The organism is Prescottella sp. R16, from assembly GCF_030656875.1.
GTDB lineage: Bacteria > Actinomycetota > Actinomycetes > Mycobacteriales > Mycobacteriaceae > Prescottella.
The window spans coordinates 4058587-4083157 of the sequence record NZ_CP130943.1; the positions used below are offsets into that span (position 1 = coordinate 4058587).

Annotated in this window: 19 protein-coding genes and 1 pseudogene; 10 read left to right on the forward strand and 10 right to left on the reverse strand. The window is 69.9% G+C overall.

The window, feature by feature from the left end; all coding sequences use genetic code 11:
• Nucleotides 1–22: 22 nt before the first annotated feature.
• The gene (locus tag Q5696_RS18995) at nt 23–1225 is read right to left on the reverse strand and encodes a polysaccharide biosynthesis protein (protein WP_305092798.1); all 1203 of its coding nucleotides are present in this window, start codon (nt 1223–1225) and stop codon (nt 23–25) included.
• A 32-nt stretch (nt 1226–1257) separates the two neighbouring features.
• Between Q5696_RS18995 and Q5696_RS19000 the strand changes: the two genes are divergently transcribed.
• Nucleotides 1258–2976: an MmpA family trehalose lipid delivery protein gene (locus Q5696_RS19000; RefSeq protein ID WP_305092799.1), complete on the forward strand. Its 1719-nt coding sequence runs from the start codon at nt 1258–1260 to the stop codon at nt 2974–2976.
• A gap of 76 nt (nt 2977–3052) precedes the next feature.
• Here Q5696_RS19000 and Q5696_RS19005 read toward each other — a convergent pair whose 3' ends face one another.
• Nucleotides 3053–4261 (reverse strand): glycosyltransferase family 4 protein, encoded by a 1209-nt coding sequence (locus Q5696_RS19005; RefSeq protein WP_305092800.1) that lies wholly within the window; start codon nt 4259–4261, stop codon nt 3053–3055.
• A gap of 91 nt (nt 4262–4352) precedes the next feature.
• Between Q5696_RS19005 and Q5696_RS19010 the strand changes: the two genes are divergently transcribed.
• The 5 genes and pseudogenes from Q5696_RS19010 to Q5696_RS19030 all read left to right on the forward strand — a co-directional run.
• Nucleotides 4353–5108 (forward strand): class I SAM-dependent methyltransferase, encoded by a 756-nt coding sequence (locus Q5696_RS19010; RefSeq protein ID WP_305092801.1) that lies wholly within the window; start codon nt 4353–4355, stop codon nt 5106–5108.
• A gap of 19 nt (nt 5109–5127) precedes the next feature.
• Nucleotides 5128–6015: an ROK family protein gene (locus tag Q5696_RS19015; RefSeq protein ID WP_305092802.1), complete on the forward strand. Its 888-nt coding sequence runs from the start codon at nt 5128–5130 to the stop codon at nt 6013–6015.
• A gap of 77 nt (nt 6016–6092) precedes the next feature.
• Complete coding sequence (locus tag Q5696_RS19020) at nt 6093–7547, forward strand: aldehyde dehydrogenase (RefSeq protein ID WP_305092803.1); 1455 nt, start codon at nt 6093–6095, stop codon at nt 7545–7547.
• Between the two features lie 92 nt (nt 7548–7639).
• Nucleotides 7640–8620 (forward strand): cation diffusion facilitator family transporter, encoded by a 981-nt coding sequence (locus Q5696_RS19025; protein ID WP_305092804.1) that lies wholly within the window; start codon nt 7640–7642, stop codon nt 8618–8620.
• Between the two features lie 50 nt (nt 8621–8670).
• Nucleotides 8671–10578 (forward strand): annotated as a pseudogene (locus tag Q5696_RS19030) (APC family permease); the annotation flags it as partial.
• 89 nt (nt 10579–10667) lie between these two features.
• On the opposite strand, the gene Q5696_RS19035 reads toward Q5696_RS19030, so the two are convergent.
• The 3 genes from Q5696_RS19035 to cysK form a co-directional block, all read right to left on the reverse strand.
• A complete protein-coding gene (locus Q5696_RS19035; RefSeq protein WP_305092806.1) occupies nt 10668–11279 on the reverse strand; it encodes a hypothetical protein in 612 nt (203 codons plus the stop codon).
• A 176-nt stretch (nt 11280–11455) separates the two neighbouring features.
• Complete coding sequence (gene epsC, locus Q5696_RS19040; protein ID WP_305092807.1) at nt 11456–12034, reverse strand: serine O-acetyltransferase EpsC; 579 nt, start codon at nt 12032–12034, stop codon at nt 11456–11458.
• A 5-nt stretch (nt 12035–12039) separates the two neighbouring features.
• Nucleotides 12040–12972: a cysteine synthase A gene (cysK, locus tag Q5696_RS19045; protein WP_305092808.1), complete on the reverse strand. Its 933-nt coding sequence runs from the start codon at nt 12970–12972 to the stop codon at nt 12040–12042.
• Nucleotides 12973–13180: 208 nt separating this feature from the next.
• Between cysK and eccA the strand changes: the two genes are divergently transcribed.
• Nucleotides 13181–14974, forward strand: coding sequence for a type VII secretion AAA-ATPase EccA (eccA, locus tag Q5696_RS19050; protein WP_305092809.1), 1794 nt, complete (start codon nt 13181–13183; stop codon nt 14972–14974).
• A gap of 89 nt (nt 14975–15063) precedes the next feature.
• Here eccA and Q5696_RS19055 read toward each other — a convergent pair whose 3' ends face one another.
• The 4 genes from Q5696_RS19055 to Q5696_RS19070 form a co-directional block, all read right to left on the reverse strand.
• A complete protein-coding gene (locus tag Q5696_RS19055) occupies nt 15064–16893 on the reverse strand; it encodes a phosphoenolpyruvate carboxykinase (GTP) (RefSeq protein ID WP_305092810.1) in 1830 nt (609 codons plus the stop codon).
• 296 nt (nt 16894–17189) lie between these two features.
• The gene (locus tag Q5696_RS19060; RefSeq protein WP_305092811.1) at nt 17190–17495 is read right to left on the reverse strand and encodes a DUF6802 family protein; all 306 of its coding nucleotides are present in this window, start codon (nt 17493–17495) and stop codon (nt 17190–17192) included.
• Nucleotides 17492–18958: a hypothetical protein gene (locus Q5696_RS19065; RefSeq protein WP_305092812.1), complete on the reverse strand. Its 1467-nt coding sequence runs from the start codon at nt 18956–18958 to the stop codon at nt 17492–17494. The genes Q5696_RS19060 and Q5696_RS19065 overlap by 4 nt, the downstream gene beginning before the upstream one ends.
• A complete protein-coding gene (locus Q5696_RS19070) occupies nt 18955–19644 on the reverse strand; it encodes a hypothetical protein (protein WP_305092813.1) in 690 nt (229 codons plus the stop codon). Before Q5696_RS19070 ends, Q5696_RS19065 begins: the two co-directional genes overlap by 4 nt.
• Nucleotides 19645–19839: 195 nt before the next feature.
• On the opposite strand from Q5696_RS19070, the gene trmB reads away from it, so the two are divergent.
• From trmB to Q5696_RS19085, 3 genes are read left to right on the forward strand one after another with little or no spacing between them, the layout of a single operon-like run.
• A complete protein-coding gene (gene trmB, locus Q5696_RS19075; protein ID WP_305095375.1) occupies nt 19840–20610 on the forward strand; it encodes a tRNA (guanosine(46)-N7)-methyltransferase TrmB in 771 nt (256 codons plus the stop codon).
• The gene (locus tag Q5696_RS19080; protein ID WP_305092814.1) at nt 20610–21266 is read left to right on the forward strand and encodes an NYN domain-containing protein; all 657 of its coding nucleotides are present in this window, start codon (nt 20610–20612) and stop codon (nt 21264–21266) included. The genes trmB and Q5696_RS19080 overlap by 1 nt, the downstream gene beginning before the upstream one ends.
• An 11-nt stretch (nt 21267–21277) precedes the next feature.
• Complete coding sequence (locus Q5696_RS19085) at nt 21278–23842, forward strand: MMPL family transporter (RefSeq protein WP_305092815.1); 2565 nt, start codon at nt 21278–21280, stop codon at nt 23840–23842.
• A gap of 83 nt (nt 23843–23925) precedes the next feature.
• Here the strand turns inward: Q5696_RS19085 and Q5696_RS19090 are convergent, their stop codons facing one another.
• Nucleotides 23926–24567, reverse strand: a complete 642-nt coding sequence (locus Q5696_RS19090) for a DUF1707 SHOCT-like domain-containing protein (protein ID WP_305092816.1) — start codon at nt 24565–24567, stop codon at nt 23926–23928.
• Between the last annotated feature and the right edge of the window lie 4 nt (nt 24568–24571).

A 24571-nucleotide genomic window follows, 5' to 3' on the forward strand; every position in this document is an offset into this window, starting at 1 on the left:
GGGCTGGGCGCGTTGTGCGCACTTATCGCGGGACGGATGCGGCCCGTGCCGCCCGCACGGCCGAGGCGGCGGCGACGACCGCGGTGACGGTCGCGACGGCCATGGCGACGGTGACGAACTGGCGGACGCTGTCGGCGACGGTGAACATGAGCGTGGCCTCGATCGCGAGTCCCACCCAGGCGACGGCGGCGAGGCGGGTGCGTTCCCCGGCGATCGCGGACAGCAGCGCGCCCTGCAGCACGGCGAGGGCGGCGCCGTTCCACGCGAACATCCACAGGATGCCCTGGATCGACGAGTAGTCGTCGCCGAAGAGTGCCGGCGCGAGGGGTGCGCAGACCGCGGCCCCCGCGACGAGCACGACACCGAGCCCGGTGAGCACCCCGAGCGCGGACCGGACCGCGGACGCCGACTGTTCCGGGTTCGCCATCCGCGGATACAGCACCACACCGATGGCCTGCGGCAGCCAGAACGCCGCCTTGGTGGCGACGGCACCGGCCGCGTAGACGCCGGCGTCGTGGGAGTCGAGGACGGCACGGGCGATCACCAGGTCCAGCGACGACAGTGCGATCAGTGCGAGCTGTACCTGCGACGCCCGCAGGACGGTCGCCACGCCGATCGTCGCGTCGGGGCCCTGCGAGGTGGTGTCACGTCGGCTCGTCACCAGCCGAGCGGCGACGGCCACGACACCGGTGCCGACGGCGGCAGCGAGCAGCGCCGGGCCCGGCCCGCCCCCGACCGCGAGGACCACGACGGCCGGGGCCACCTTCCCGATTCCGGCGGCAGCCAGCACGACACTCAGTTCCGCGAACCGGCTCGCCCCTTGCAGGAGTCCCTGTTCGGTGGCGAGCAGCACCAGCATCGGGGCGGCGACGAGCGCGGCGGCGGTCGCGGCGAGGCTCGTGTGCAGCACCCACGACAGCACCGGGACCAGTAGGCACGCGAGGACCGCGACGATCGCGGCACACCGGTATCCGAGTGCCCGCAACGCGTCCGCCGAATTGCCGTGGACGATGTCGCGGGCGACGACGGTCTGCAGGGCCAGCGCGGGCACCGCAAGGACCAGCTGGGCGGCGAGCAGAGCCGCGAACTCGCCGTACCCGACCGGGCCGAGCCAGCGCAGCGCGGGCAGCGCGAGCAGGTAGGCGGCGATATTCGCGGTCATCGAACCGAGAGTCACCATCGTCATCCCGGCGACCGTCGAGCCGGTGAGCGATTGACGTGGCATCCGCTCATGATGCACCACGTAAGGTGCCGCTCATGACGCCACGGCACCCGAGTCTCGCGCGTGCCGTGCCGTCGCTGTACAGCCTGGCTCTGACGGCCCTGATCCTCGGACCTCTGCTGGGCCCCGGCTATCTCCTCCTCCGCGATGCGGTGAGCACGCCGCGGTCGTACGGCACCGACTCCGCGCTGGGTCTCACCGATGCGGCCGCCCGTGCGGTGCCGCAGGACTGGTTGATCGCGGTGCTCAGTTCCGTCGTCGACGGCGGCGTCGTGGTGAAGGCGATCCTGTTCGCGGCGCTGTGGCTCGCCGGCTGGGGTGCGGCCCGCATGGTCGCGGTCCTGCTGCCCGGCGTCGGGCTGGGTCCGCAGCTCGTGGCGTCGACGGTGATGCTGTGGAACCCGTATGTGGCCGAGCGTCTGCTGCAGGGGCATTGGAGTCTGTTCACCGGGTATGCGGCGCTGCCGTGGGTCGTGTGCGCGGCCGTCGCGATCCGGCGCGGACGCCCGGGCGCGTGGTGGGCGCTGGCGCTGTGCCTGGCCGCGGCGGGGCTGACGCCGACCGGCGCGATCCTGGCGGCGGCTGTCGCCCTGGCGGTGCCGGCCTGTCCCGGCGGGCACGGATCGGTCGTCACCCGACTGCTCGTCACCGGGGCCCTGTTCCTGACCGCGTCGGCACCGTGGCTGACGGCGACCGCGCTGTCCGGGGGCGGCGGGACGTCCGATCCGGCGGGTGTCGCGGCGTTCGCGGCCCGTGCCGAACCCGGGCTCGGCACCATCGGCAGCCTCGCCGGGCTCGGTGGGATCTGGAACTCGACGGCGGTGCCCGGATCGCGGACGTCGCTGTGGGCGCTCGCGGGCACGATTCTGCTGCTCGCCGTCGTTGCGTGCGGGCTGCCCGCGCTGTGGCGCCGACGCCGGCACCCGGCGATCGCCGCGCTCGCGGTCCTCGCCGGTCTCGCGGTGCTGCTGCCCGCGCTCGGCGCGACCGGGTGGGGGCTGGCGGTCGGCGAGTGGGCCGTCGTGCAGGTGCCCGGTGCGGGGCTGCTGCGTGACAGCCAGAAGTGGGTGGCGCTCGCGGTGCCGCTGTACGTGCTGGCGGCGGCTGCGGGGGCACGAGCCGTCGCGGCCCGCACCACCCGGCCGGTCGCGTCACCGGTTGCCGTGATTGCCGTGGTGTTCGTCGCCCTGCCCGACCTGGTGTGGGGGGTCGGCGGCGCCCTGACCCCCGTGCACTATCCGCCGTCCTGGCAGAAGGCGTCCGACATCCTTTCCCGGGCAACACCTTCCGGCGACGTCGCCGTCCTGCCCGCGGGGATGTTCCGTATCTTCCCGTACAGCGGGGACGTCCCGGTGCTCGATCCGGCGCCACGGATGCTGCCGGTGGACGTGTTGCAGACCGGGCAGCTCGTCGTCGGGGAGATGTCGGCCGTCGCGGGTGAGGGGGCGCGGGCGTCCCGCGTCGAACAGTTGTTGCTGTCCGGGGCGTCGCCACGGGATCTCGCCGACGAGCACGTCGGCTGGGTGCTCGTGGAGCGGACGACGCCGGGTCCGCTCGGGGACTCGCAGCGCACCCTCGATGCTCTCGAAAAAACTTGGGGAGACGACGAACTCGTGCTCTACCGGGTGCCGGGCTCGTCGGCCGCGCCGGCACCGGTCCGATGGCCGGCCGTGGCCGCGCACCTGCTGTGGGTCGGTCTGCTGATCGCAAGTATCGCGGGCTGCGGGGGGACACGATTGCGTCGAGAACACTGACCGCCGAGAAACTGTTTTGTCCAAAACCTCGATTTCTGTACGAATCGAACCCGCATGGATGTGTGGTTCCAGGCGGTCAGCCGAGATGCGAAGCCGGCACCGTCCGATCGTCACGACCTGCGACGAGCCCCGACACCCGGCGGCCCTCCGCCGACGCCGCGAGCACCGCGTGCACTCCGGTGGCAGTCTGTTCCCACGAAAATTCGTAGGCCCGCATCCGGGCCTTGTCGCCGAGGTCGGCGCGGAGTTCGGGGTCGAGCAGCAGGGTGTCGACGGCCGTCGTGAGCGCCGAGACACGCTCGCCGCCACCGTCGACGAGCAGGCCGGTGACACCGTCGACGATCGAATCGGTGAGGCCCTTGGAGCTGCGGTAGCCGACGGTCGGCACCCCGTGCTGGGCGGCCTCGACGACCGCGAGCCCCCACCCTTCTTTCCGAGACGGCATCACGTGAACCCATGCGCGGGAAAGCAATTCGTGCTTCCGCTCCTCGGGGACGTGCCCGTGGAAGGTGACGGCGTCGGCGATACCGAGGGTGTCGGCGTGCTCGCGCAGGTTCTCCTCCCACCAGCCGCCGCCGATCACGTCGAGGTGCAGCCCGGGAATCGTGTGCCGCAACCGTGCGACGACGGCGAGGGCGTCCTCGATCTGCTTGTGCGGCACCAGCCGCGACAGCACACACAGCGACGGATGCGGGGTGCGGGTGCGGCTGCCCCCGGGAGTGACGGCGTCCGGAATGGCGTCGGCACCGTTACGCACCACTGCGATTCGGTCACGTCCGACACCGAGGTCGGCGAGTTCGTCGGCCGACGGCAGCGACACCGTCAGGTACTGGCTGTCGCGGTGCACGCGCGGCGACAGCCAGGATTCGATCCACCACCCGACGCGGCCCATGAGCCGCCCGGCGACGGGCCACTGCTCACGGTGACAGTGGTGGACGAGCACCGTGACCGGGGCGCCGGTGACCGTGCGGGAGAAGAACGGGATGCCGTTCTGGGTGTCGACGACGGCGTCGGGACGCAGCCCGGCGAGCGGGCCCAGCCCGAGACGTCCTGCGACGATCGCGGCGAGCGCCCGCGGATACACCGTGAGCCGTCCGCCGCCGCGGCTGATGCGGACACCGTCGACGATCTCGTCGCGCGGCGCCCCCGGATAGGACGCGGTACGGAGGGTGACCGAGATGCCGCGGCGGGCGAGACCGGCGCCCACCTCCTCGAGGTACCGCTCGCTGCCGCCGCCCTGGGGATGCCCGGTGTCGCGCCAGCACAGCAGGAGAACCTCTCGCACGTGCGTGCCCCCTCACTCGCTCTGCCAGGACGGTCGCCTGCGAGACACTTTATCGGCTCGACGCCCCGTAAGGTTTCGTGCCGTGACTCGCGTGACCCGACATTTCGCCCGCCGCGCCACCCTGAAACGGTCGATCGGGCTGCTGAGCGACTTCCGGTACGAACAGACCGATCCGGACCTGTTCTACGGCGCCCTGGCCCGCGATTCCGTCGAACTGATCGGCGACCTGTACCGCGGGCTCACCGACCGTGACCTGGGCGGCACCACCGTCCTCGACGTCGGTGGCGGCCCCGGCTACTTCGCCGACGCCTTCTCCGGCGTCGGCGCCCGATACATCCCGGTCGAACCGGATCCGTCGGAGATGCACGCGGCCGGCCTGACCGTCGGAGATTCGATCCGCGGCTCCGGGCTGGCCCTGCCCATCCGCACCGGATCGGTGGACGTGTGCTTCTCCTCGAACGTCGCCGAGCACGTCGCGCAGCCGTGGATGATGGCCGAGGAGATGCTGCGCGTCACCAGACCCGGTGGGCTGATGGTGCTGTCGTACACGCTGTGGTGGGGCCCGTTCGGCGGCCACGAGACCGGACCGTGGCACTACCTGGGCGGCGAGTATGCCGCCCGCCGCTACGCCCGCACGCACGGCAAGGAACCGAAGAACCGGTTCGGGGTCTCACTCTTCGACATCGGTGCGAAGGACGGCCTGCGCTGGGCGAAGACACAGACCGGCGGCGACGTCCTCGCCGCCTTCCCCCGCTACCATCCGCGCTGGGCATGGTGGGCGGTGAAGATCCCGGTGCTGCGCGAACTGCTGGTCAGCAACCTGGTCCTGGTGCTGCGCAAGCGCTGAGCGCACTACCCTCGACGCCATGACCGCACTCGCACTCGATGTCGGCGGCACCAAGATGGCGGCGGCGCGGGTGCGCCCGGACGGGGGCCTCGACGATCCCGTCACCGTCCCGACCCCGGCATCCGGGGTGTGGGAGGCGTGCGCGAGCCTGCTGCGGAAGGTGGCGGGCGACGCGCCGATCACGCGGGTGGGGATCGCGTCGGCCGGTCCGGTCGACGCCGTCGCGGGCACGGTCGGACCGCTCAACATCGCCGAATGGTGCGGCGGTTTCCCACTGGTCGACTCCGTGCGCACCCTGCTTCCCGAGGCGTCCGTGCGGCTCGTGCTCGACGGTGCCGCCGCCGCGTACGCCGAGCATCGGCTCGGGGCGGGGCGCGGCGTCCCCGATCTGCTCGCGGTCGTGGTGTCGACGGGTGTCGGGGGCGGGCTGATCCGCGGCGGCCGGATCGACGGCGGACGCACCGGCAACGCCGGCCACATCGGGCACATGGTGGTGCCGGACGCCGACGACCGCTGCGGCTGCGGCGCCACCGGTTGCCTCGAGGCCGTCGCGAGCGGGTCCGGGGCGCTGCGCTGGGCGCGGGCGAACGGGTGGAGCGGGGCGACGGGCGCCGACCTGGCCGTCGACGCGGAACTCGGGGAGCCCACCGCCGCCGCGGCGCTCGACCGGGCCGGGGTGGCGTTGGGGCGGGCGTTCGCGTCGGCGGCCGCCCTGCTCGACGTGGACCTCGTCGTGATCGGCGGCGGTTTCGCGCAGTCCGGTCCGGCGCTGTGGACGCCGATGACGACGTCCGCCGCCGCGCACGCCCGGTTGTCGTTCCTGCACGATCTGCGGCTCGTCCGAGCCGAGCTCGGGGTGCTCGGCACCCTCTCGGGGGCCGGTCTGGCTGCGCTCGACGACGCCTGACCTGCCGAACTGTTCCCTCGGGCTGTAACGTGTTCTAGTGTGAGCCAGGGCACTCCACACGAGCGAGGGATGGATCGATGACCGACTACGACAAACTCTTCATCGGCGGCCGCTGGGTCGCCCCGGCCACCGAGCAGCGGCTGGAGGTGTTCTCCCCCGCCACCGAGGAGCGTGTCGGCAGTGTGCCGGTCGCCGCACCGGCCGACATCGACGCCGCCGTCGCCGCGGCACGTGCCGCCCTCGAGTCGGGTGCGTGGGCCGAGACGTCGCCCGCACAGCGCGGCGAGATCCTCACCAAGGTCGCCAAGCTCATCGAGGAGCGCAGCGCCGACCTGATCGCCACGATCTCCGACGAGATGGGCGCTCCGGCGTCCGGCGTCGAGATGATGCAGAAGATTCCGTCGCTCGCGACGCTCAACTACTACGCGGGCCTCGCGAACGAGTTCGCGTTCGCGTTCGAGGAGACCCGTACCGGCGCGTTCGGGCAGACCAAGGTGTACCGCGAACCGGTCGGTGTCGTCGGCGCCGTCATCGCCTGGAACGTGCCGCTGTTCCTCGCGATCAACAAGCTGGCCCCGGCACTGCTCGCGGGCTGCACCGTCGTCCTCAAGCCGGCCCCGGAAACGCCGCTGGCCGCGAACGTCCTCGCCGACATCTTCACCGAGGCGGGCCTGCCCGAGGGTGTGCTGTCGATCGTGCCGGGCGGCGCCGAGACCGGCGAATACCTGATCTCGCATCCCGACGTCGACAAGGTCACCTTCACCGGTAGCACCGCCGTCGGACGCAGGATCGGCGCGATCGCCGCCGAGCAGCTCAAGCGCTGTTCCCTCGAGCTCGGCGGCAAGTCCGCCGCGATCCTGCTCGAGGACATGGACGTCGCCGCGACCACGCCGATGCTGGTGATGTCGGGGCTGATGAACACCGGTCAGGCGTGTGTCGGCCAGACCCGCATCCTCGCGCCGCGTTCCCGCTACGACGAGATCATCGAGGCCATGGTGCAGTTCGCCGGGTTCATGCCCGTCGGCCGTCCCGGCGACGAGGGCGCGCAGCTCGGCCCGATCATCACCGAGAAGCAGCGCGACAAGGTCCTCGGCTACATCGAGAAGGGCAAGGCCGAAGGCGCCCGCGTCGTCCTCGGCGGCGGTATCCCCGCCGGCCTCGACAAGGGCTGGTTCGTGGAGCCGACGATCTTCGCGGACGTCGACAACTCGATGACCATCGCCCGCGAGGAGATCTTCGGGCCCGTTCTGTCGGTGATCCCCTACGACACCGTCGACGACGCGATCAAGATCGCCAACGACTCGGACTACGGCCTCGCCGGCTCGGTGTACACCACCGACATCGAGAAGGGCATCGAGATCGCCAAGCAGATCCGCACCGGCACCTACGCGATCAACTGGTACGCGTTCGATCCCGGATCCCCGTTCGGCGGCTACAAGAACTCCGGCATCGGCCGCGAGAGCGGCCCCGAGGGCCTCGAGGCGTACTGCGAACTCAAGTCCGTCCTCATGCCGCCCGGCTACACCGGATAAGAAAACTCCTGTTCAGGCGCGGCCCCGGCTTCCGGGGCCGCGCCTGACGCGTTTCCCGTCCGCGACCCCGTCGCCGCGCCTACCCTGAGGCGATGGCAGCACCCCCGACGGACAGCGGCGGCGAGAGCACCCTCACCGTCGTCGTGGCGTTCGCCGCCAACGCCCTGATCGCGGCGGCGAAGACGGTGGCCGCGGTGATCACCGGATCGGCGTCGATGGTCGCCGAGGCGATGCACTCGTGGGCCGACACCGGCAACGAGATCCTGCTGCTCGTCGCGAATCGCCGCGCCCGCAAATCCCCCGACGACGCCCATCCCCTCGGGTTCGGCCGCGAAGCCTATATCTGGTCGCTGTTCGCGGCACTCGGCCTGTTCGCGGTCGGCGCCGGAGTGTCGATCACGCACGGCATCCAGGAGCTTGCGCACCCCCAGCCGGCCGGCGACTTCGGTGTCGCCTACACCGTCCTCGGGATCGCGTTCGTCCTCGAGGCGATCTCGTTCCGGCAGGCGTTCAAACAATTACGCGGCGAAGCCCACGACGCGCACCGCGACATCCTCGAACACGCCCTGCTCACCTCGGATCCCACCGTCCGGGCCGTGTTCGCCGAGGACGCTGCCGCCCTCGTCGGACTCGTCATCGCGTTCACCGGCATCCTCGCCCACCAGCTCACCGGCTCCCCTGTACCCGACGCGATCGGCTCCATCGCCGTCGGCGTCCTCCTCGGCGTCATCGCGATCGTCCTGCTCGACCGCAACCGCCGGTTCCTCGTCGGCGAACCCGGTACCCCGGAGCTGCGTGCGCAGGCGATCCGGCAACTCCTCACCTACGACGAGGTCGAACGCGTCACCTACCTGCGGCTCGAGTTCCTCGGACCGCACCAGCTGTACCTCGTCGCGAGCATCGACCTCGTCGGCGACCACGCCGAATCCCGTGTCGCCCACACCCTGCGCGCCCTCGAGGACCGCCTCACCACCGACTCCGCCGTCGTCCGCGACGTCGTCCTGACCCTGTCCACACCGGAGGAACCGAGCCTGACCGTCCGATCCCCGTCCCGGGCCCGCGGGGACGAGTAGAACTGGAAGGAGCGTCATCGGTTCGGGTCGTCGTATCGGACGGAGCAGCCGTGGACCCCATCCTGCCCGAGAGGCTCGGTTATCGGATCAAGTGTCGTCTCCTCGGTCCGCCGCTCACCACAGCCCGCCTCCACCACGAACGACTGTCCAAGACGACCGCGCTGGGGGTGCTGTCCCCGGACTGCATCTCGTCGTCCGCGTACGGCCCCGAACAGGCGCTCATCGAACTGCTGCCCTACGCCGCGCTCGCCGCGTTCACCCTGCTGCTGCCGATCACCGGCGCCATCCTCGTCATCCTGCTGCTGCTGACACTGTCGTACCGGCAGGTCGTGATGCTGTACACCCGGGCAGGCGGCTCGTACGTCGTGGCGCGAGAGAACTTCGGCCCCAAGGTCGCCCAGATCGCGGCCGTCGCACTGCTCATCGACTACGTCGTGACGGTCGCCGTGCAGTCCGCCGCCGGAACCGTCGCGGTCGTGTCCGCGGTCCCGGCCCTCGGCCCGTACAGTCTCGAGATCACCGTCGGAGCCGTGCTCCTCCTCGCGTACGGGAACCTGCGTGGACTCCGCGAGGCCGGGCGGGCCTTCGCGTTCCCGATGTACTTCTTCACCGGATCGATCGCCGTCGTCATCGTCGTCGGTATCGTCCGCGCCGTGTCCGGCACCCTCGACCGGATCGATCCGACGACCCTGTCCGGGGCGGTCCCCGTCGGCCACGGCGACGGCCTCGTCATGGGCGCGACGGTGCTGGTGCTCCTGCGGGCATTCGCGAACGGCGGCACCTCCCTCACCGGACTCGAGGCGATCAGCAACGGCGTCAGCGCTTTTCGTAAACCCGTCGGACCCAACGCCCGACGCTCCCTCGTCGTCATGGCGTCGATCCTCGCGTTCCTCGTCGCCGGTGTCTCCCTGCTCGCCTACCTCACCCACGCCACCCCGTACGTCTCCGGCTACCCGTCGGTGATCAGCCAGGAAGCCCGCATCGTGTTCGGCTCCGGCCCCCTCGGCGACACCCTGTTCGTCGTCGTGCAGACCGCGACCGCACTGATCCTGTTCACCGGCGCCAACACCAGCTTCAACGGCTTCCCGTTCCTCGCCAGCTTCGTCGCCGACGACGCCTTCCTGCCCCGCCAACTCCGCCGGCGCGGCCACCGCCTCGTGTTCTCCAACGCCATCGTCATGTTGACGGCCGTCGCGATCGTGCTCCTCGTCGTCACCGACGCCAAAGTGAACTCGCTCGTCCCGTTCTATGCGATCGGTGTGTTCACCGGATTCACCATGGCCGGATACGGCATGGCCCGCCACCACTACCGCATCCGCGGCACCCACTGGCGCCGCAACATGATCCTCAACCTCGCCGCCGGCACCACCGCCGCGATCGTCGTCGCCATCTTCTCCGTCGCGAAATTCACCGACGGCGCCTGGGCCGTGCTCCTCGTCTTCCCGATCCTCGTCCTCGTCCTCATCCGCCTCAACCGCGAATACCGCGACGAAGCCGCCGAACTACGCGAACTCGACGACACCGACGACGCCCGCACCGTCTACTCCGACCACATCGCCATCGTCCTCGTCGACACCTACGACCTCGCCACCATCGAAGCCCTCCGCTACGGACGCAGCCTGCGCCCCAGCCGACTACGCGCCGTCCACTTCGCCCTCGACGACGCCCACGCCGCCCACCTCGCCCGACAATGGGAGAACAGCAGCCTCGACATCCCCCTCGACATCATGGACTGCCCCGACCGGCGCCTCGGTCACGCCGTCCTGAAACTCGTCGCCCGCACCGAAGCACCCCGCACCGAAATCAGCATCATCCTCCCCCGCCGCACCTACGGCACCCTCCTCGGCCGCCTCCTCCACGACCGCACCGCCGACCACATCGCCGGTCTCGTCAGCAAAATCCCCCACACCGTCGCCATCATCGTCCCCTTCGACGCCCGTCGGCGCGCGGCGTCGGCGCCCCGAAACAGCTTGCCCCGAAACAGCTGAAGGGTTCCTTCACGCGCTCCAGGCGCATGAAGGAACCCTTCAGCTGACGACGGAGAAAACTAGCTTCCGGTGCCCGTACCGGCGAGCGAGCCGAGCAGCGGGAGCAGGCTCATGATGTCGACGCCCGCTTCGAGTGCGGTGCTGCCGAATTCGAGGGACGGCTCGATGCTGCCGATACCCGACGGGACGATGACGGGCTTGATCGAGACGCCGATGTTGCCCGGCTCGAGGGACTTGATGCCGCCACAGGTACCCAGGTAGATGTAGACGCCGTTGTCGACATCGACGGTCCTGGAGTTGGTGTTCGGTCCGGGGCTGAGCAGGTTGTTGCTCGCGGCGGGGCCGAGACGCAGACCCGGCGACAGCATGATGTCGACGAGCTTGCCGAAGTCCTTGTTGTTGTACGCGACGAACGCCTCGAGACCCTGCGCACCGTCGAGCAGTGCCGACGTGCAGGAAGACTCGGCGAACAGGCCTTCGGCCTTGTTCGGGTTGGTCAGCGTGAGTTCGACGTTCTTGCCGTCGAAGTCGCCCTGCTCGACCTTCAGCGTCGGACCGTCGTAGCGGTCGGCTGCTGCTGCGGTGCCCGTTCCGGCGACCGCGAGACCGGCGACCATTGCCGCCGACGCAACCACACCCGCCGCAACCTTCTTCGCCTTGCGAAGCTTCATGTTGTCCCTCCGTCCACGATGTGAAACCCCAACCGGTCCTCCCGACAAGCGTGAGGATCGGGATCATCGTGCCACGTCATACCCCGAAACAGGATGAAGGGTCCCTTTGTGCGCTTGGAGCGCACGAAGGGACCCTTCAGCTGACGGGCCGAGTCCGCGCGGAACCGGGACGAATCTCAGATGTAGATCGCCGGGTCGATGTAGGACGTGGGGTCGACGAGTTGTTCGTGTTTGTTGCGGGGCCGCATGGAGGCGGGGATGCCGGTGGCGATGTGGTCGGGGGCGATGTCACGGGTGACGACGGCGTTGGCTCCGATGGCGCTGTCGTCACCGACGGTGATGGGGCCGAGGACTTTGGCGCCGGCTCCGATGGTGACGCGGTTGCCGATGGTGGGGTGTCGTTTGGTTTTGGCGAGGGAGCGGCCGCCGAGGGTGACGCCGTGGTAGATCATGACGTCGTCGCCGATCTCGGTGGTTTCGCCGATGACGACTCCCATGCCGTGGTCGATGAAGAAGCGTCGGCCGATGGTGGCGCCGGGATGGATTTCGATGCCGGTGAGGAATCGGGTGAACTGTGACAGCACGCGGGCCGGGCCGCGCAGTGCGGGCACCGCCCACATGCGGTGTGCGATCCGGTGTGACCAGATGGCGTGCAGTCCGGAGTAGACGACGGCGTTCTCGACGTCGCTGCGTGCGGCCGGGTCGTGGCCGCTCGCCGCCCGGAGGTCCTCGCGGATCGTGCGCAGGACACTCACGATGTTCAGCCCCGGATGTCCTCGAACAGCGGCGTGGAGATGTAGCGTTCGCCGAAGTCGGGGACGATCACGACGATCGTCTTGCCGGCGTTCTCGGGGCGCTTCGCGAGCTGCAGTGCGGCCCACACGTTGGCGCCGGCGGAGATGCCGCCGAGGACGCCTTCCTCGGTGCCGAGGCGGCGGGCGGTGGTGATGGCGTCGTCGAACTGGACGTCGATGATCTCGTCGTAGATGTCGCGGTCGAGGATGTCGGGGACGAAGTTGGCGCCGAGGCCCTGGATCTTGTGGGGGCCGGGCTTGCCACCGGTGAGGATCGGGGAGTCGGCGGGTTCGACACCGACGATGGTGATCTCGGGCTTGTACTTGCGGAGGGTGCGGCCGGTGCCGGTGAGGGTGCCGCCGGTGCCGATGCCGGCGACGAAGATGTCGACGGTGCCGTCGGTGTCGGCCCAGATCTCTTCGCCGGTGGTGCGGGCGTGGATCTCCGGGTTGGCGGGGTTCCCGAACTGGCGGGCGAGGACGGCGTTGTCGGTCTGCGCGACGATCTCCTCGGCCTTCTTCACGGCACCGGCCATGCCTTCGGCGCCGGGGGTGAGGACGATTTCGGCGCCGTACGCGCGCAGCATGGCGCGACGCTCGGTGGACGCCGTCTCGGGCATCGTGAAGATCGCCTTGTAGCCGCGGGCCGCCGCCACCATGGCGAGGGCGATACCGGTGTTGCCGGAGGTGCCCTCGACGATGGTGCCGCCGGGGGTCAGCTCACCGGAGGCCTCGGCGGCGTCGATGATCGCGACACCGATGCGGTCCTTGACGCTGTTGGCCGGGTTGTAGAACTCGAGCTTCGCCACGACCTGCGCGCCGGCGCCCTCGGTGACCCGGTTCAGGCGCACCAGCGGGGTGCGTCCGACCAGTTCGGTGACGTTGTTGTAGATCCCCATGCCGGATCCTCCTCGTGTCCACGGCACACGGCCGGGTCGATGTCTGTATCGGTTGGTGCTATTGCACCATCCTGTCGACGTCCGCATCTCGCCGGGTCCATTGATGTACGAACGTATACGCATGACGCCGTCGAGCGCATCGGGGTCGGTTCGGCGCCCGCAACTACGATCGGCATGTCCACGGCGGGCCGATTTCGGGGGTGTCACCATGTTCGAGAGCACACGCGCACGCAAGTCGTTCGACGGTGGGGTGCGAGCTCTCGGCCTGCCCGTGCTGGGTCGTCGCAGCGCACTGCACTATCCGACGGCCCGGGCCCGGTTCGTCGAGGCCGTCGAGTTCGACCCCGACATGTGCGACGCGTGGCTCGGGCTCGCCGCGACCGGCGTCGTGGATCGGACCGTCGTCGACAACCTGCTGCGCACGGCCCGCGGCAGTCTCGGACGCGAGCAGCTGCGGCTGGGGCTGCCCGCGCGGAGCCTCGCCGGCCGCTTCGCCACCGGAATGTTCGTCGACCATCCGCTGTCCGACGGTCTCGAGATCTGGGCGGCCGCGGCGGCGCAGCGGATCGAGGCCCGGCAGTTCTCCGATGCGCTCGCGATCCTCGACAGCGTCGACGCCGCGACACCACTCGCCGCGTACATGCGCGGAATCCTGTTCGCCCGGACCGAACGGTGGCCGGACGTGCTGCAGGCACTGTCCCGGTCCGAGACGTGGACCGACGAACATCTGCGTACCGGCGCCCACTACATGACCGGACGTGCATGCGCGCATCTCGGCCTGTTCGACGAGGCCCACCGCCGGCTCACTGCGGTCGACGCCGGACCGATCCCGAACGCCACCCACTATGCACGGCATCTTCGTGGCCTGGTCGCACGCGCCCAGGGCAACGAGACGACGGCCCGTCAACTGTTCGAACGGGTGTACGTCGCGCAGCCCGGCTTCACCGACAATGCGCGTGCTCTCGACTCCCTCGACTTCACCCTGTCCCGCACCACCGCCGACCGCATCGCCCGACGCCGCGACCCGTGGGATCCACAGTCGGCGCCCGACGAGACCGTCGTCCGGCAGGAGCAGCAGCAGCGGGCGGGTGCGGCGGCGGTCGACGAGTCGCGGCGCGCACTGGACGCCATGATCGGCCTGACGTCCGTCAAACGGGAGGTCGAGAAGCTGACGGCGGCGTCCCTGCTGGCCCGGTCCACCGACGCGGCCGGTCCCGGACCGGCCCCGAAGTCCCGGCACCTGGTGTTCACCGGCCCACCCGGTGTCGGCAAGACGGAGGTCGCCCGCATCCTGGCCCGCATGTACTACGGGCTGGGGGTCCTCGCGACCGACACGGTCGTCGAGGCCTCGCCGAGCGATTTCTTCGCACCGGGCTACGGGACACCCGAGGCACGATCGCGGGAGATCTTCGAGAGCGCCCTCGACGGCGTCCTGTTCATCGACGAGGCGTACTCGCTCTACCACGACGGCATCATCGGTGGGGACGCCGCGGGCGGCAAGGTCGTCGACGCACTGCTCGCCACGATGGAGAACCACCGGGACCGGCTCGTGGTGATCGTCGCCGGCTACGAGACCGAGATGGACGGCTTCCTCGAGCGCAACGCCGGACTGAAGAGCCGGTTCACCAAGACGATCCGGTTCCCGTCGTACACCCCCGACGAGCTCGCCCGGATCGCGGCACGGATGGCGTCGTCGACGTACCGGGCGACGCTCGCCGACCCGGCGGTCGACGAGGTGCTGCGGGTCGTGACGCACCTGTGCACCACCACCGAACAGACATCGGACGGACGCACCCGCACCCTGATCGACCGCGAGGGCAACGCCCGCTTCGTGCGGAACCTGCTGGAGACGTCGATCGAGGAACGCGACCTGCGGCTCGTCTCGTCGACACCCGACCTGCAGGCCCTCACCGCAGCCGACCGGGGCCGCATCGAACGCAGCGATGTGGGACTCGCCGTCGCCGAGCGCTTCCCGCACCTCGCCGACGCACGCACCCCCTGACGCCCCTGCACCCCCTGAAACGCCGAATGTCACATCGGTTCAGTTCAACTGAACCGATGTGACATTCGGTCACATCACGAACGGGTGGGTCAGCCCAGGCGCTGCTTCAGTGCCTCGAACTCGTCGCGGACACCCGACGGCACCTTCTCGCCCAGGAATTCGAGCCACTCCTCGATGAGCGGGATCTCGGCCTTCCACTCGTCGACGTTCACTGCGAGGGCCTCGTTCACGTCGGCAGCGGCGACGTCGAGTCCGTCGAGGGTGAGGTCGGCGGCGGTCGGCACGAAACCGATCGGGGTGCTGACGGCGTCGGCCTTGTGCTCGATGCGATCGATGATCCACTTGAGCACGCGGGAGTTCTCACCGAAACCGGGCCACAGGAAGCGGCCGTCGTCGCCACGACGGAACCAGTTCACGTAGAAGATCTTCGGGAGCTTCTCCGCGTCGGCGTTCTTGCCGAGGGTGATCCAGTGGTTGATGTAGTCACCGGCGTTGTAGCCGATGAACGGGAGCATCGCCATCGGGTCGCGGCGGACGGAACCGACCTTGCCCTCGGCGGCGGCGGTCTGCTCGGACGACAGCGTCGCACCGAGGAAGGTGCCGTGCTGCCAGTCGAAGGCCTCGCTGACCAGGGGAACCGTGGTCTTGCGGCGGCCACCGAACAGGATCGCCGAGATCGGCACACCCTGCGGGTCGTCCCACTCGGGGGCGAGGATCGGGCACTGCGACATCGGGGTGCAGTAGCGCGAGTTGGGGTGGGCGGCCTTCTCGCCGGACTCGGGGGTCCAGTCGTTGCCCTTCCAATCGATGAGATGCTGCGGCTGGCCCTCGAGGCCCTCCCACCACACGTCTCCGTCGTCGGTCAGGCCGACGTTGGTGTACAGCGTGTTGCCGGCCTCGACCGTCTTCATGGCGTTCGGGTTGGACTCGTGGTTGGTGCCCGGCGCGACGCCGAAGAAACCGAACTCCGGGTTCACGGCGTACAGACGGCCGTCCTCACCGAAACGCATCCACGCGATGTCGTCGCCGAGGGTTTCGGCACGCCAGCCGGGGATGGTCGGCTGGATCATCGCGAGGTTGGTCTTGCCACACGCCGACGGGAACGCGGCCGCGACGTAGTAGTTCTTGTTCTCCGGCGAGATCAGCTTGAGGATCAGCATGTGCTCGGCCAGCCAGCCCTCGTCGTGGGCCATGGCCGACGCGATGCGCAGCGAGTAGCACTTCTTGCCGAGCAGGGCGTTGCCGCCGTAGCCGGAACCGTAGGACCAGATCTCGCGGTCCTCGGGGAAGTGGGTGATGTACTTCGTGTCGTTGCACGGCCACGGGACGTCCGCCTGGCCGTCGGCCAGCGGGGCACCCACCGAGTGCAGGGCCTTCACGAACGGGCGGTCGGTGCCCATCTTGTCGAGCGCGGCCTGGCCCATGCGGGTCATGATGCGCATCGACACGACGACGTACTCGGAGTCGGTGATCTCGACGCCCAGCTTCGGGTCGTCGGCGCCGAGCGGGCCCATGCAGAACGGCACCACGTACATGGTGCGGCCACGCATCGAGCCCCGGTACAGCTCGGTCATGATGCCGCGCATCTCGGCCGGGTCCATCCAGTTGTTGGTGGGGCCGGCGTCGATCTCGTTGCGCGAGCAGATGTAGGTGCGCGACTCGACACGCGCGACATCCGACGGGTCGGAGTTGCCGACGAACGAGTTCGGTTTCTTCTCGTCGTTGAGGCGGGTGAACGTGCCGGCCTCGACGAGCTTGGTGGTCAGACGGTCCCACTCCTCGTCGGAACCGTCGGCGAAAACGACACGGTCGGGCTGCGTCAGCTCGGCCACCTCGCGAACCCAGGCGAGCAGCTCTGCATGCTCAGTGGGAAGCGTGTCGTCAGTTCCGTTCAGACCGGGGATGGTCGCTGAGGTCATCAAACTCTCCTGGGGTGGGGCCGGGAACCGGATCGACCACGACAGCCCCCGCATGATGATGGGGCCGCTGGCTCGAACCGACTTCCCCCTCTCTGCGGGGAGCAGCCCGCCCACTCCGCATGCCGCCCGCGTATGTCTCCGCGGACAACGAACGAAGGACACGGGTGCCGGGTGTCCTGTCCATAGAGGTTAACGCCGCGCGTCGCCCTAGGGGGAACCGGGTGTCGTCGGATCGGTCACATGAACGATTCAGAGCGTCCCGGCTGGCGATATCGGCAGCTCACCCACCGATTCGGTCAGGCGTCCAGACGGCCGTCATCGACGCGTTCCCACCGGTGGCCGCCGTCGGCGTCCCGATGGAACTCCCAGGCCGTGTATCCGGTGTCGCCGCCGACGATCGTGACGTGGTCGGCGTCCCCGTCGCCGTCGATGTCGGTCGAGACGATCACGGTGTCGTCCGTCTCGAACGTGACGGTGTCGAGGATGCCGTCTCCGTCGATGTCGTGCTGGAGTTCCGTCAGGTGCACCGCGTCCGCATCGACGCCGAAGGTGTCGGGGTCGAGGTGCGGCAGACCGCCCGCCAGTTCGTCCGTCGTGATCATGATGTCTCCCGTTCGGGCCGCACAGCTGTCGTCACGGGGTTGGACGCACCGCAACCCTCCCCGGTTCCGTCGGTCGCGCGGGAACCTCCGAGGGCCTCGAGGATCCCGGTGAGCACTCCACGGTCCCGCTCGCACGAACCGATCCGTCCGCTGCGCTGCGTCGCGAGCCGGCGGAGGTCCGCGTCGACGACGGCGAGTTCCTCGTCGGCGGTGAGAGTGGCGGCCCGTCCGTCGGCGAGAATGCGGGCACCGATCGCCGCCTCCGTCGCCAGGAGACGGCCCAGGACCCGCTGCTCGAGCCGGGCCCGCAGGTGCGCCGTGGTCTCGGACGCCCACTGCCGCACGTGTGCGCGGTCCGCGACCAGCCGGCGTGACCGAGCGATCCACCACGCAGCCGCCCCACCGAGCGCCAGCGTGACCGGCACCGTCGCCATGTCCAGGGCCGGGACCAGCGCTATCGGCGCCACCGCGAGCCGTCCCAGCCCCACTCCGGCCGAGGCCCCGACGATCACCATCACCCGATCCTCGACACCCCGGTACCGCGGCTCGGGGGTGTCCGGGCGCGGTTCGGCGGGCGGCGGCGCGACCGGCGGCAGCTCCGGCACCCCGGCCGCGGCAGCGAGGTCGGCGAGCCGCCGGGACACCGCGGTGTCGACGTCGGCGACCGCGGCCTCCGCCAGCTCCGCCATCCGGTCCGGGAAGTCGTGCAGTTCTCCTCGTCCGGCGCGGTCGATGTCGGCGCGGGCGGCCGCCCCGACCGCCCGCGCCCGCACCCCGGCGTCGTGGAGCAGGTCCACGCGGGCGAGTTGCACCTGCGCCCGCAGCTCCGCGGACCGTTCGACACGGCCGCCGTCGCGGGCGGCGACGATCCGGGCACGCCGGGACCGCAGTGCGGAGGTCGGGGCGTCGTCGCCGGCCCGCAACGCGGCCGCGGTCTCGGTGATGCGTCGGCAGGTCCGCTCGAGCAGGGTCGCGGCGGCGCGGCGACGGTTCCGGTCGGCGGTCGCCCCCGGATCTGCGGACAGGGCCTCGGACACGGCCCGGCGCACCTCCGCCACGTCGTCGAGCACCTGCGCGGACGCGAATCGCGAACTGTGCGCCCGGATCAGGTCCTCGTCGCGACGTCGCACGTCCTGTCGTCCCGGCTCGCCGGTCCCGGTGAGCACGAAGATCACCCGTTCGACGCCGTCCGCGGCCGCATCGAGCGCGGCCAACTCGTCGCGCCCGAGGACGGATGCACCGTCGAGCACCAGCACGACGGCGGCGGCACCGTCCGGGGCGTCGACCACGTCACCTGCACCGGCCAGCGCGCCGTGGACCGGGGCGGCGTCGATGCCGCGTACGGCGACGACGTGCACTCCTCGACTCTCCGACGGCAGACCGCGCCACCGGTGCAGACCGGCCGGATCCCAACGTTCGACGACCCGCTGCGCGTCGGGCGGGAACCACGACGGCGCCGTCACGACCGCACCGGCCGGGCCGCGAGGTCGCGGCGGCGACGGTCGGCGCCGCCGGTGCCGAGCACCGTGGCTGCGTCGGCGCGCAGCCGGGCGGCCTCGTCGCTGCGCAGATAGTTTTCGAGTACGCCCCGGTCCGGGCCGCGGGCCGCGGCCTCCGCGAGCAGGGTCAGCGCGGATCGGCTACGGCGGGCCCGGACCGTCCGGATCGCGGTGTCGACGGCCGCCCGTACCCGTTCCCGGCCGTCCTCGCCGCCGCCCCGCTCGAGCGCGACGAGCGGCAGCGTCGGCACCCCGGTCCCGGTTTCGGTTTCGACGGCGATCCGGGTGGCCTCCGCCCACGACGGTTGCAGGTCCGCTTTGTTCACGACCGCCACCGTGCTCCCGTCGGGTGCGGCCGCCAGCGCCGCGATGTCGGGGGTGCGCGGCGGACCGGACAGCACGTAGACGACCACGTCGCCGTCGAGGACCGGATCGTCGCCGCCGGGCGCGTCCACCGGCGTCGTGTCGACCGGTGACATGTCGACAGTGTCCCACCCCGCCCGTTCGAGCAGTCGCACCACCGAACTGCGGCCGACACCGGCCCGTCCGGCGACCTGGATCCGGATCGGCGCCGCGAGATCCGACACCGCCTGCCACGCCGCACCGCCGACGTCGGAACCGACGCGATGCAGCAGTTCGAATGTCCCCACCACTGTGTTCTCCCCCGCTTTCCCCCCTGGACCGTGACCGGCGACGCCGAACCCCTCGGCGTCCGGCCCCGGGCCCCGGGAATGCCGCCACCAGCAATGATGCCGCGGAACCATGGCACGGAACGGCCGAATCGGACCGAAACGTCCAGATTATCGGCCGTTTTTCACTGCCCGAGTCGGCCCGCACTCGCCGACATACGTGACAATGGTGCGGTGAACCACCCCGACCAGGACACATCGACCGAGCCGAGCACCGAGTCCGGCACCATTTCCCGAGACGAATCCGAAAAGGGGTCGCGGCTGTATCCGCGGGTCACCAGTTTCCGCTCCCGCCGCGGTTCACTCACCGAACCGCAGCAGGCCGCGTGGGATCGGCAGTGGCCGCAGATCGGCCGGGACGTCGGGGACGACCTGATCGATACGACGGCGTGGTTCGGCCGGGAGGCTCCGCTGATCGTCGAGATCGGCTCCGGCACCGGTACCGCGACGGCCGCGATGGCGAAGGCCGAGCCGCACGTGAACCTGATCGCCGTCGAGGTGTACCGGCCGGGTCTGGCGCAGCTGCTGCAACTCGTCGAACGCAACGAACTGTCGAACGTGCGGGTGCTGCGCGGCGACGCCGTCGAGGTGCTCGAGCACATGGTGGCGCCGGAATCCCTGACCGGGGTGCGAGTGTTCTTCCCCGATCCGTGGCCCAAGGCCCGGCACCACAAGCGCCGGCTGCTGCAGGCGCCGACGTTCGCGTTGATCGCGAGCCGGTTGAAGCCGGGCGGCGTGTTGCACGTCGCGACGGATCACGCCGAGTACGCGGAGGCCATCCGCGAGGCCGGTGACGCGGAACCGCTGCTCACCGAACTGGACTGGGAGTCGCCGATGACGCACGAGCGGCCGGTGACGAAGTTCGAGGACAAAGCGCACAAGGTGGGAAGCACCATCACGGAACTCATTTGGGGGAAGATCAAGTAATGAGTCTCAGTGAAGGCGGCAACAACCCGGACACCGCGCGGCACAAGCGAGTGCTGCTGGTGTGGGACGCCCCGAACCTCGACATGGGACTGGGGGCGATCCTCGGCGGCCGTCCCACGGCCGCGTACCGCCCGCGATTCGACGCCCTGGGCCGCTGGCTGCTGTCGCGTACCGCGGAACTGTCGGCGACCGAGTCGGCGACGCTCGAGCCCGAGGCGACGGTGTTCACCAACATCGCCCCCGGCAGCGCCGACGTCGTCCGTCCGTGGGTCGAAGCGCTGCGCAACGTGGGTTTCGCAGTGTTCGCCAAGCCCAAGGTGGAGGAGGACAGCGACGTCGACTCCGACATGCTCCACCACATCGCGTTGCGTCGTGGTGAGGGGCTGGCCGGTGTCATGGTCGCGTCCGCCGACGGTCAGGCGTTCCGGGAGCCGTTGGAGGACATCGCCGCGACCGGTGTGCCCGTGCAGGTGCTCGGGTTCCGAGAGCACGCGAGCTGGGCGGTCTCCTCGGAGGTCCTCGAGTTCGTCGACCTCGAAGACATTCCGGGCGTGTTCCGGGAGCCGCTGCCGCGGGTGAGCCTCGAGTCGCTGCCCGACGAGGGTGCCTGGCTGCAGCCGTTCCGTCCATTGTCCGCGTTGCTCGTCAGTCGCTGAGGAGTCCACACGTGTTCGCTCGCTGGGGAGATCTGGTCTACCGGGCCCGGTTCACCGTCATCGCGGTCATGGTCGCGGGTCTGTTGGCGCTGGGCGCCTACGGGTCCGGTCTGACCGATCACCTCAGTCAGAGCGGATGGGACGATCCCGGCTCGGAATCGGTGACGGCGGCGAAGCTCGCCGACGGCACGTTCGGCCGGGACACCGCCGGTGACGTCGTCGCGATGTACACCGCGCCGGACGGCAAGACCGTCGACGATCCCGCGTTCAGCGCGAAGGTCTCGGACAGTCTGCAGCAGGTGCTGCAAGATCATCCCGATCAGATCGCGAAGATCAACGGCAGCTATTTCCCCATCCCGAGCACGCCGCGGTTGCCGGCCCTGGCCACCCCGGACCGGTCGCACGCGATCGCCAGTATCGCGTTGCAGGGTGACAACGACACCGCGATCACCAACAATTTCCGGGCGGTGCGGGACGCGTTCGCGATCGACGGCGTCGAGGTGCAGCTGGCCGGCATGCAGCCGGTGGCGAGCGCCATCAACGACACGATGGCCAACGACATCAAGCGCATGGAGTTGCTGGCGATCCCGGCGGTCGCGGTGCTGTTGTTCTTCGTGTTCGGTGGGGTGATCGCGGCGGCGCTGCCGCTGCTGACCGGTGGTCTGACGATTATCGGCGCCAACGGCATCGTCCGGGTCATCACCCATTTCACCGAGGTCAACGCGTTCGTGCAGTCGGTGGTGTCGCTGATCGGCCTGGGTCTGGCGATCGACTACGGCCTGTTCATGGTGAGCCGGTTCCGGGAGGAACTGGGCGACGGCTACGACACCCGCACCGCGGTGCGCCGCACGGTCATGACGTCGGGCCGGACGGTGCTGTTCTCGGCGACGATGATCGCGGTGAGCTTGGGCGGGTTGATCCTGTTCCCGCAGGGCTTCCTCAAGTCGGTGGCGTACGGCTCGATCGCGACGGTGCTGCTGGCGGCGTTCACGTCGGTGACGGTGCTGCCGGCGGTCCTGAGCATCCTGGGCCGGCGGATCGACAAGTTCGGCCTGAAACGGTTCGGGCAGATCAAGTCGACCGAGGAGATCGAGGCCAGTTTCTGGGGCCGGCTGACCCGCTGGGTGATGCGGCACCCCCTCAAGGTGACGATCCCGATCGTCGTGGGTCTGCTGCTGCTGATCATCCCGATGACGAACATCAAGTTCGGTGGCATCAACGAGGACTACCTGCCGCCGGACAATCCGACGCGTGTCGCACAGGAACAGTTCGACGAGTTGTTCCCGGGCCAGCGCACCGAACCGGTCAAACTGGTCGTCGAGGGTGCCAGTGGCATGCAGGTCGGTCAGATCCTGCAGACGGCGAGCGCGGCCCCCGGCCTGGTGGAGAAGTTCACGATCACCGGTCCCGCGAAGGACGGCGTCCAGGTCCTCAAGGCGGGTCTGGTGGACCGCAACAACTCTGCCGAGACCATCGATTTCCTGCGGGCGATGCCGACCCCGGACGGTGCGACGGTGCTGGTGGGCGGCACTCCGGCGATCGAGCAGGACAGTATCGCAGCCCTGCTCGACAATCTCCCCCTCATGATCGTCGTGGTCCTGACGATCACGACGCTGTTGATGTTCCTGGCGTTCGGGTCGATCGTGCTGCCGATCAAGGCGGTGCTGATGAGTGCGCTGGGCCTGGGCGCGACGCTCGGCATCCTCACGTGGATCTTCATCGACGGGAACGGGGCGGGGCTGCTGAACTTCACGCCGGGGCCGATCACGTCACCGGTGCTGGTGTTGATCGTCGCGATCATCTACGGCCTGTCGATCGACTACGAGGTGTTCCTGCTCTCCCGTATGGTCGAGGCCCGCTCGCTGGGGGCGAGTACCACGGAGGCCATCCGGGTCGGTACCGCGCACACGGGCCGCATCATCACCGCCGCGGCGCTGATCCTCATCGTGGTCACCGGTGCGTTCGGTTTCTCCGAGCTGGTGATGATGAAGTACATCGCGTACGGCATGATCGCCGCTCTCGTCATCGACGCGACCCTGATCCGCATGTTCCTGGTGCCCGCGGTGATGAAGATGCTCGGCGACGACTGCTGGTGGGCGCCGGCGTGGATGAAGCGGATCCAGCAGAAGATCGGTCTCGGTGAGCCGGTCCTCGAGAGCGAACTCGTCGCCGACGACGTCCCTCAGGTCGCGACGGTCGGCAACGACCCCCTCACGCAGCCGATCCCGCGGATCTCGGCGGCGCCGCGGGCTCGCTCGGCGATCCGGCGGCCCAAGCCGAAACCGGCTCCGGCTCCGAAGCCTGCTCCCGAATCTCGTCCCGAACCGGCCCCGGCGCCCGCACAGCAGCGGATGTCGCGCGACGGTGACGGTGACGACGCGGCGTGGCTGGCCTCGCTGCGGGCACCGAACACGGGTGCGTCCCCGGCACCCGAACCGACACGGGCACCCGAACCCACGCGGGCACCCGATCCCGACGATGCGGCGGGCCGTCATCGGACCGGCACCACGGACGTGTCGCTGAGCGTCGAGGAACTGCTCGCCCGGATCGAGGAGGCGCGCCGGTCCGACGGCTGAGTCCGTCGGACCGGATCGGGTCGAGGAATTCGCGGCGGGCCGATTCCCGGTCGCGGAGCAGGTCGGCGCGCCGGGGGGGACGTTCAGCCGAGCATGCGGCGCAGAGTGGTCCCGTACGAGTAGCGGGCGGTGATCGATCCGAAGCGGATGCGGCCGCGGGCGACGATGTGCAGTGGCCCGTAGGGCGGGCCGGTGCGGACCTTGTTGGACGTGGATCCGGCGACGGTGTCGATGTCGTTGAGGTCGGCGGTGGCCTCGGGCGGCAGGATCAGGGTGATGGAGCCGGCGGAGTCGTCGATGGTCAGGTGCACCACCTGGGTCTGCATGACGGCTTCGGTGAAATCGAGGGTGGTGCTGCCCATCCGGGTGTCGAGGTGCAGGGCGGGTGGCACGTGCCAGCGGCCCTTGCGGGTGATCGTGGACATGCGTCCACGGATGACGAGCGGCTGGCCACCGGGTGGGGCTGGAGTCGGGACGGGGGCGGGGGTCGCACCGGGAGCCGGGGTCGGCCCGGGGGCGGCGGCCAGGTAGCCGGGGGCGATCTGCATGCCCGGCAGGTCCACGACGACGGCGTTGAGTTCGCCGCGGGTCTTGGCGGCGAGGACGGTGTCCATCCGTTCGGTGAATTCGCCGAGGGAGAGCATGCCCTGCCCTACTGCGCGTTGGAGCAGTTCCCCGACGTGCTCCCGTTCGGCATCGGACACTCGCAGATCTCTCGCCTCCATGAGG

Coding starts and splice junctions, on each gene's coding strand:
- Q5696_RS18995 (WP_305092798.1), bottom strand. CDS start 1,225: ATGCCACGTCAATCGCTCACCGGCTCGACGGTCGCCGGGATGACGATG.
- Q5696_RS19000 (WP_305092799.1), top strand. CDS start 1,258: ATGACGCCACGGCACCCGAGTCTCGCGCGTGCCGTGCCGTCGCTGTAC.
- Q5696_RS19015 (WP_305092802.1), top strand. CDS start 5,128: ATGACCGCACTCGCACTCGATGTCGGCGGCACCAAGATGGCGGCGGCG.
- Q5696_RS19020 (WP_305092803.1), top strand. CDS start 6,093: ATGACCGACTACGACAAACTCTTCATCGGCGGCCGCTGGGTCGCCCCG.
- Q5696_RS19025 (WP_305092804.1), top strand. CDS start 7,640: ATGGCAGCACCCCCGACGGACAGCGGCGGCGAGAGCACCCTCACCGTC.
- Q5696_RS19035 (WP_305092806.1), bottom strand. CDS start 11,279: ATGAAGCTTCGCAAGGCGAAGAAGGTTGCGGCGGGTGTGGTTGCGTCG.
- cysK (WP_305092808.1), bottom strand. CDS start 12,972: ATGGGGATCTACAACAACGTCACCGAACTGGTCGGACGCACCCCGCTG.
- eccA (WP_305092809.1), top strand. CDS start 13,181: ATGTTCGAGAGCACACGCGCACGCAAGTCGTTCGACGGTGGGGTGCGA.
- Q5696_RS19055 (WP_305092810.1), bottom strand. CDS start 16,893: ATGACCTCAGCGACCATCCCCGGTCTGAACGGAACTGACGACACGCTT.
- Q5696_RS19060 (WP_305092811.1), bottom strand. CDS start 17,495: ATGATCACGACGGACGAACTGGCGGGCGGTCTGCCGCACCTCGACCCC.
- Q5696_RS19080 (WP_305092814.1), top strand. CDS start 20,610: ATGAGTCTCAGTGAAGGCGGCAACAACCCGGACACCGCGCGGCACAAG.
- Q5696_RS19090 (WP_305092816.1), bottom strand. CDS start 24,567: ATGGAGGCGAGAGATCTGCGAGTGTCCGATGCCGAACGGGAGCACGTC.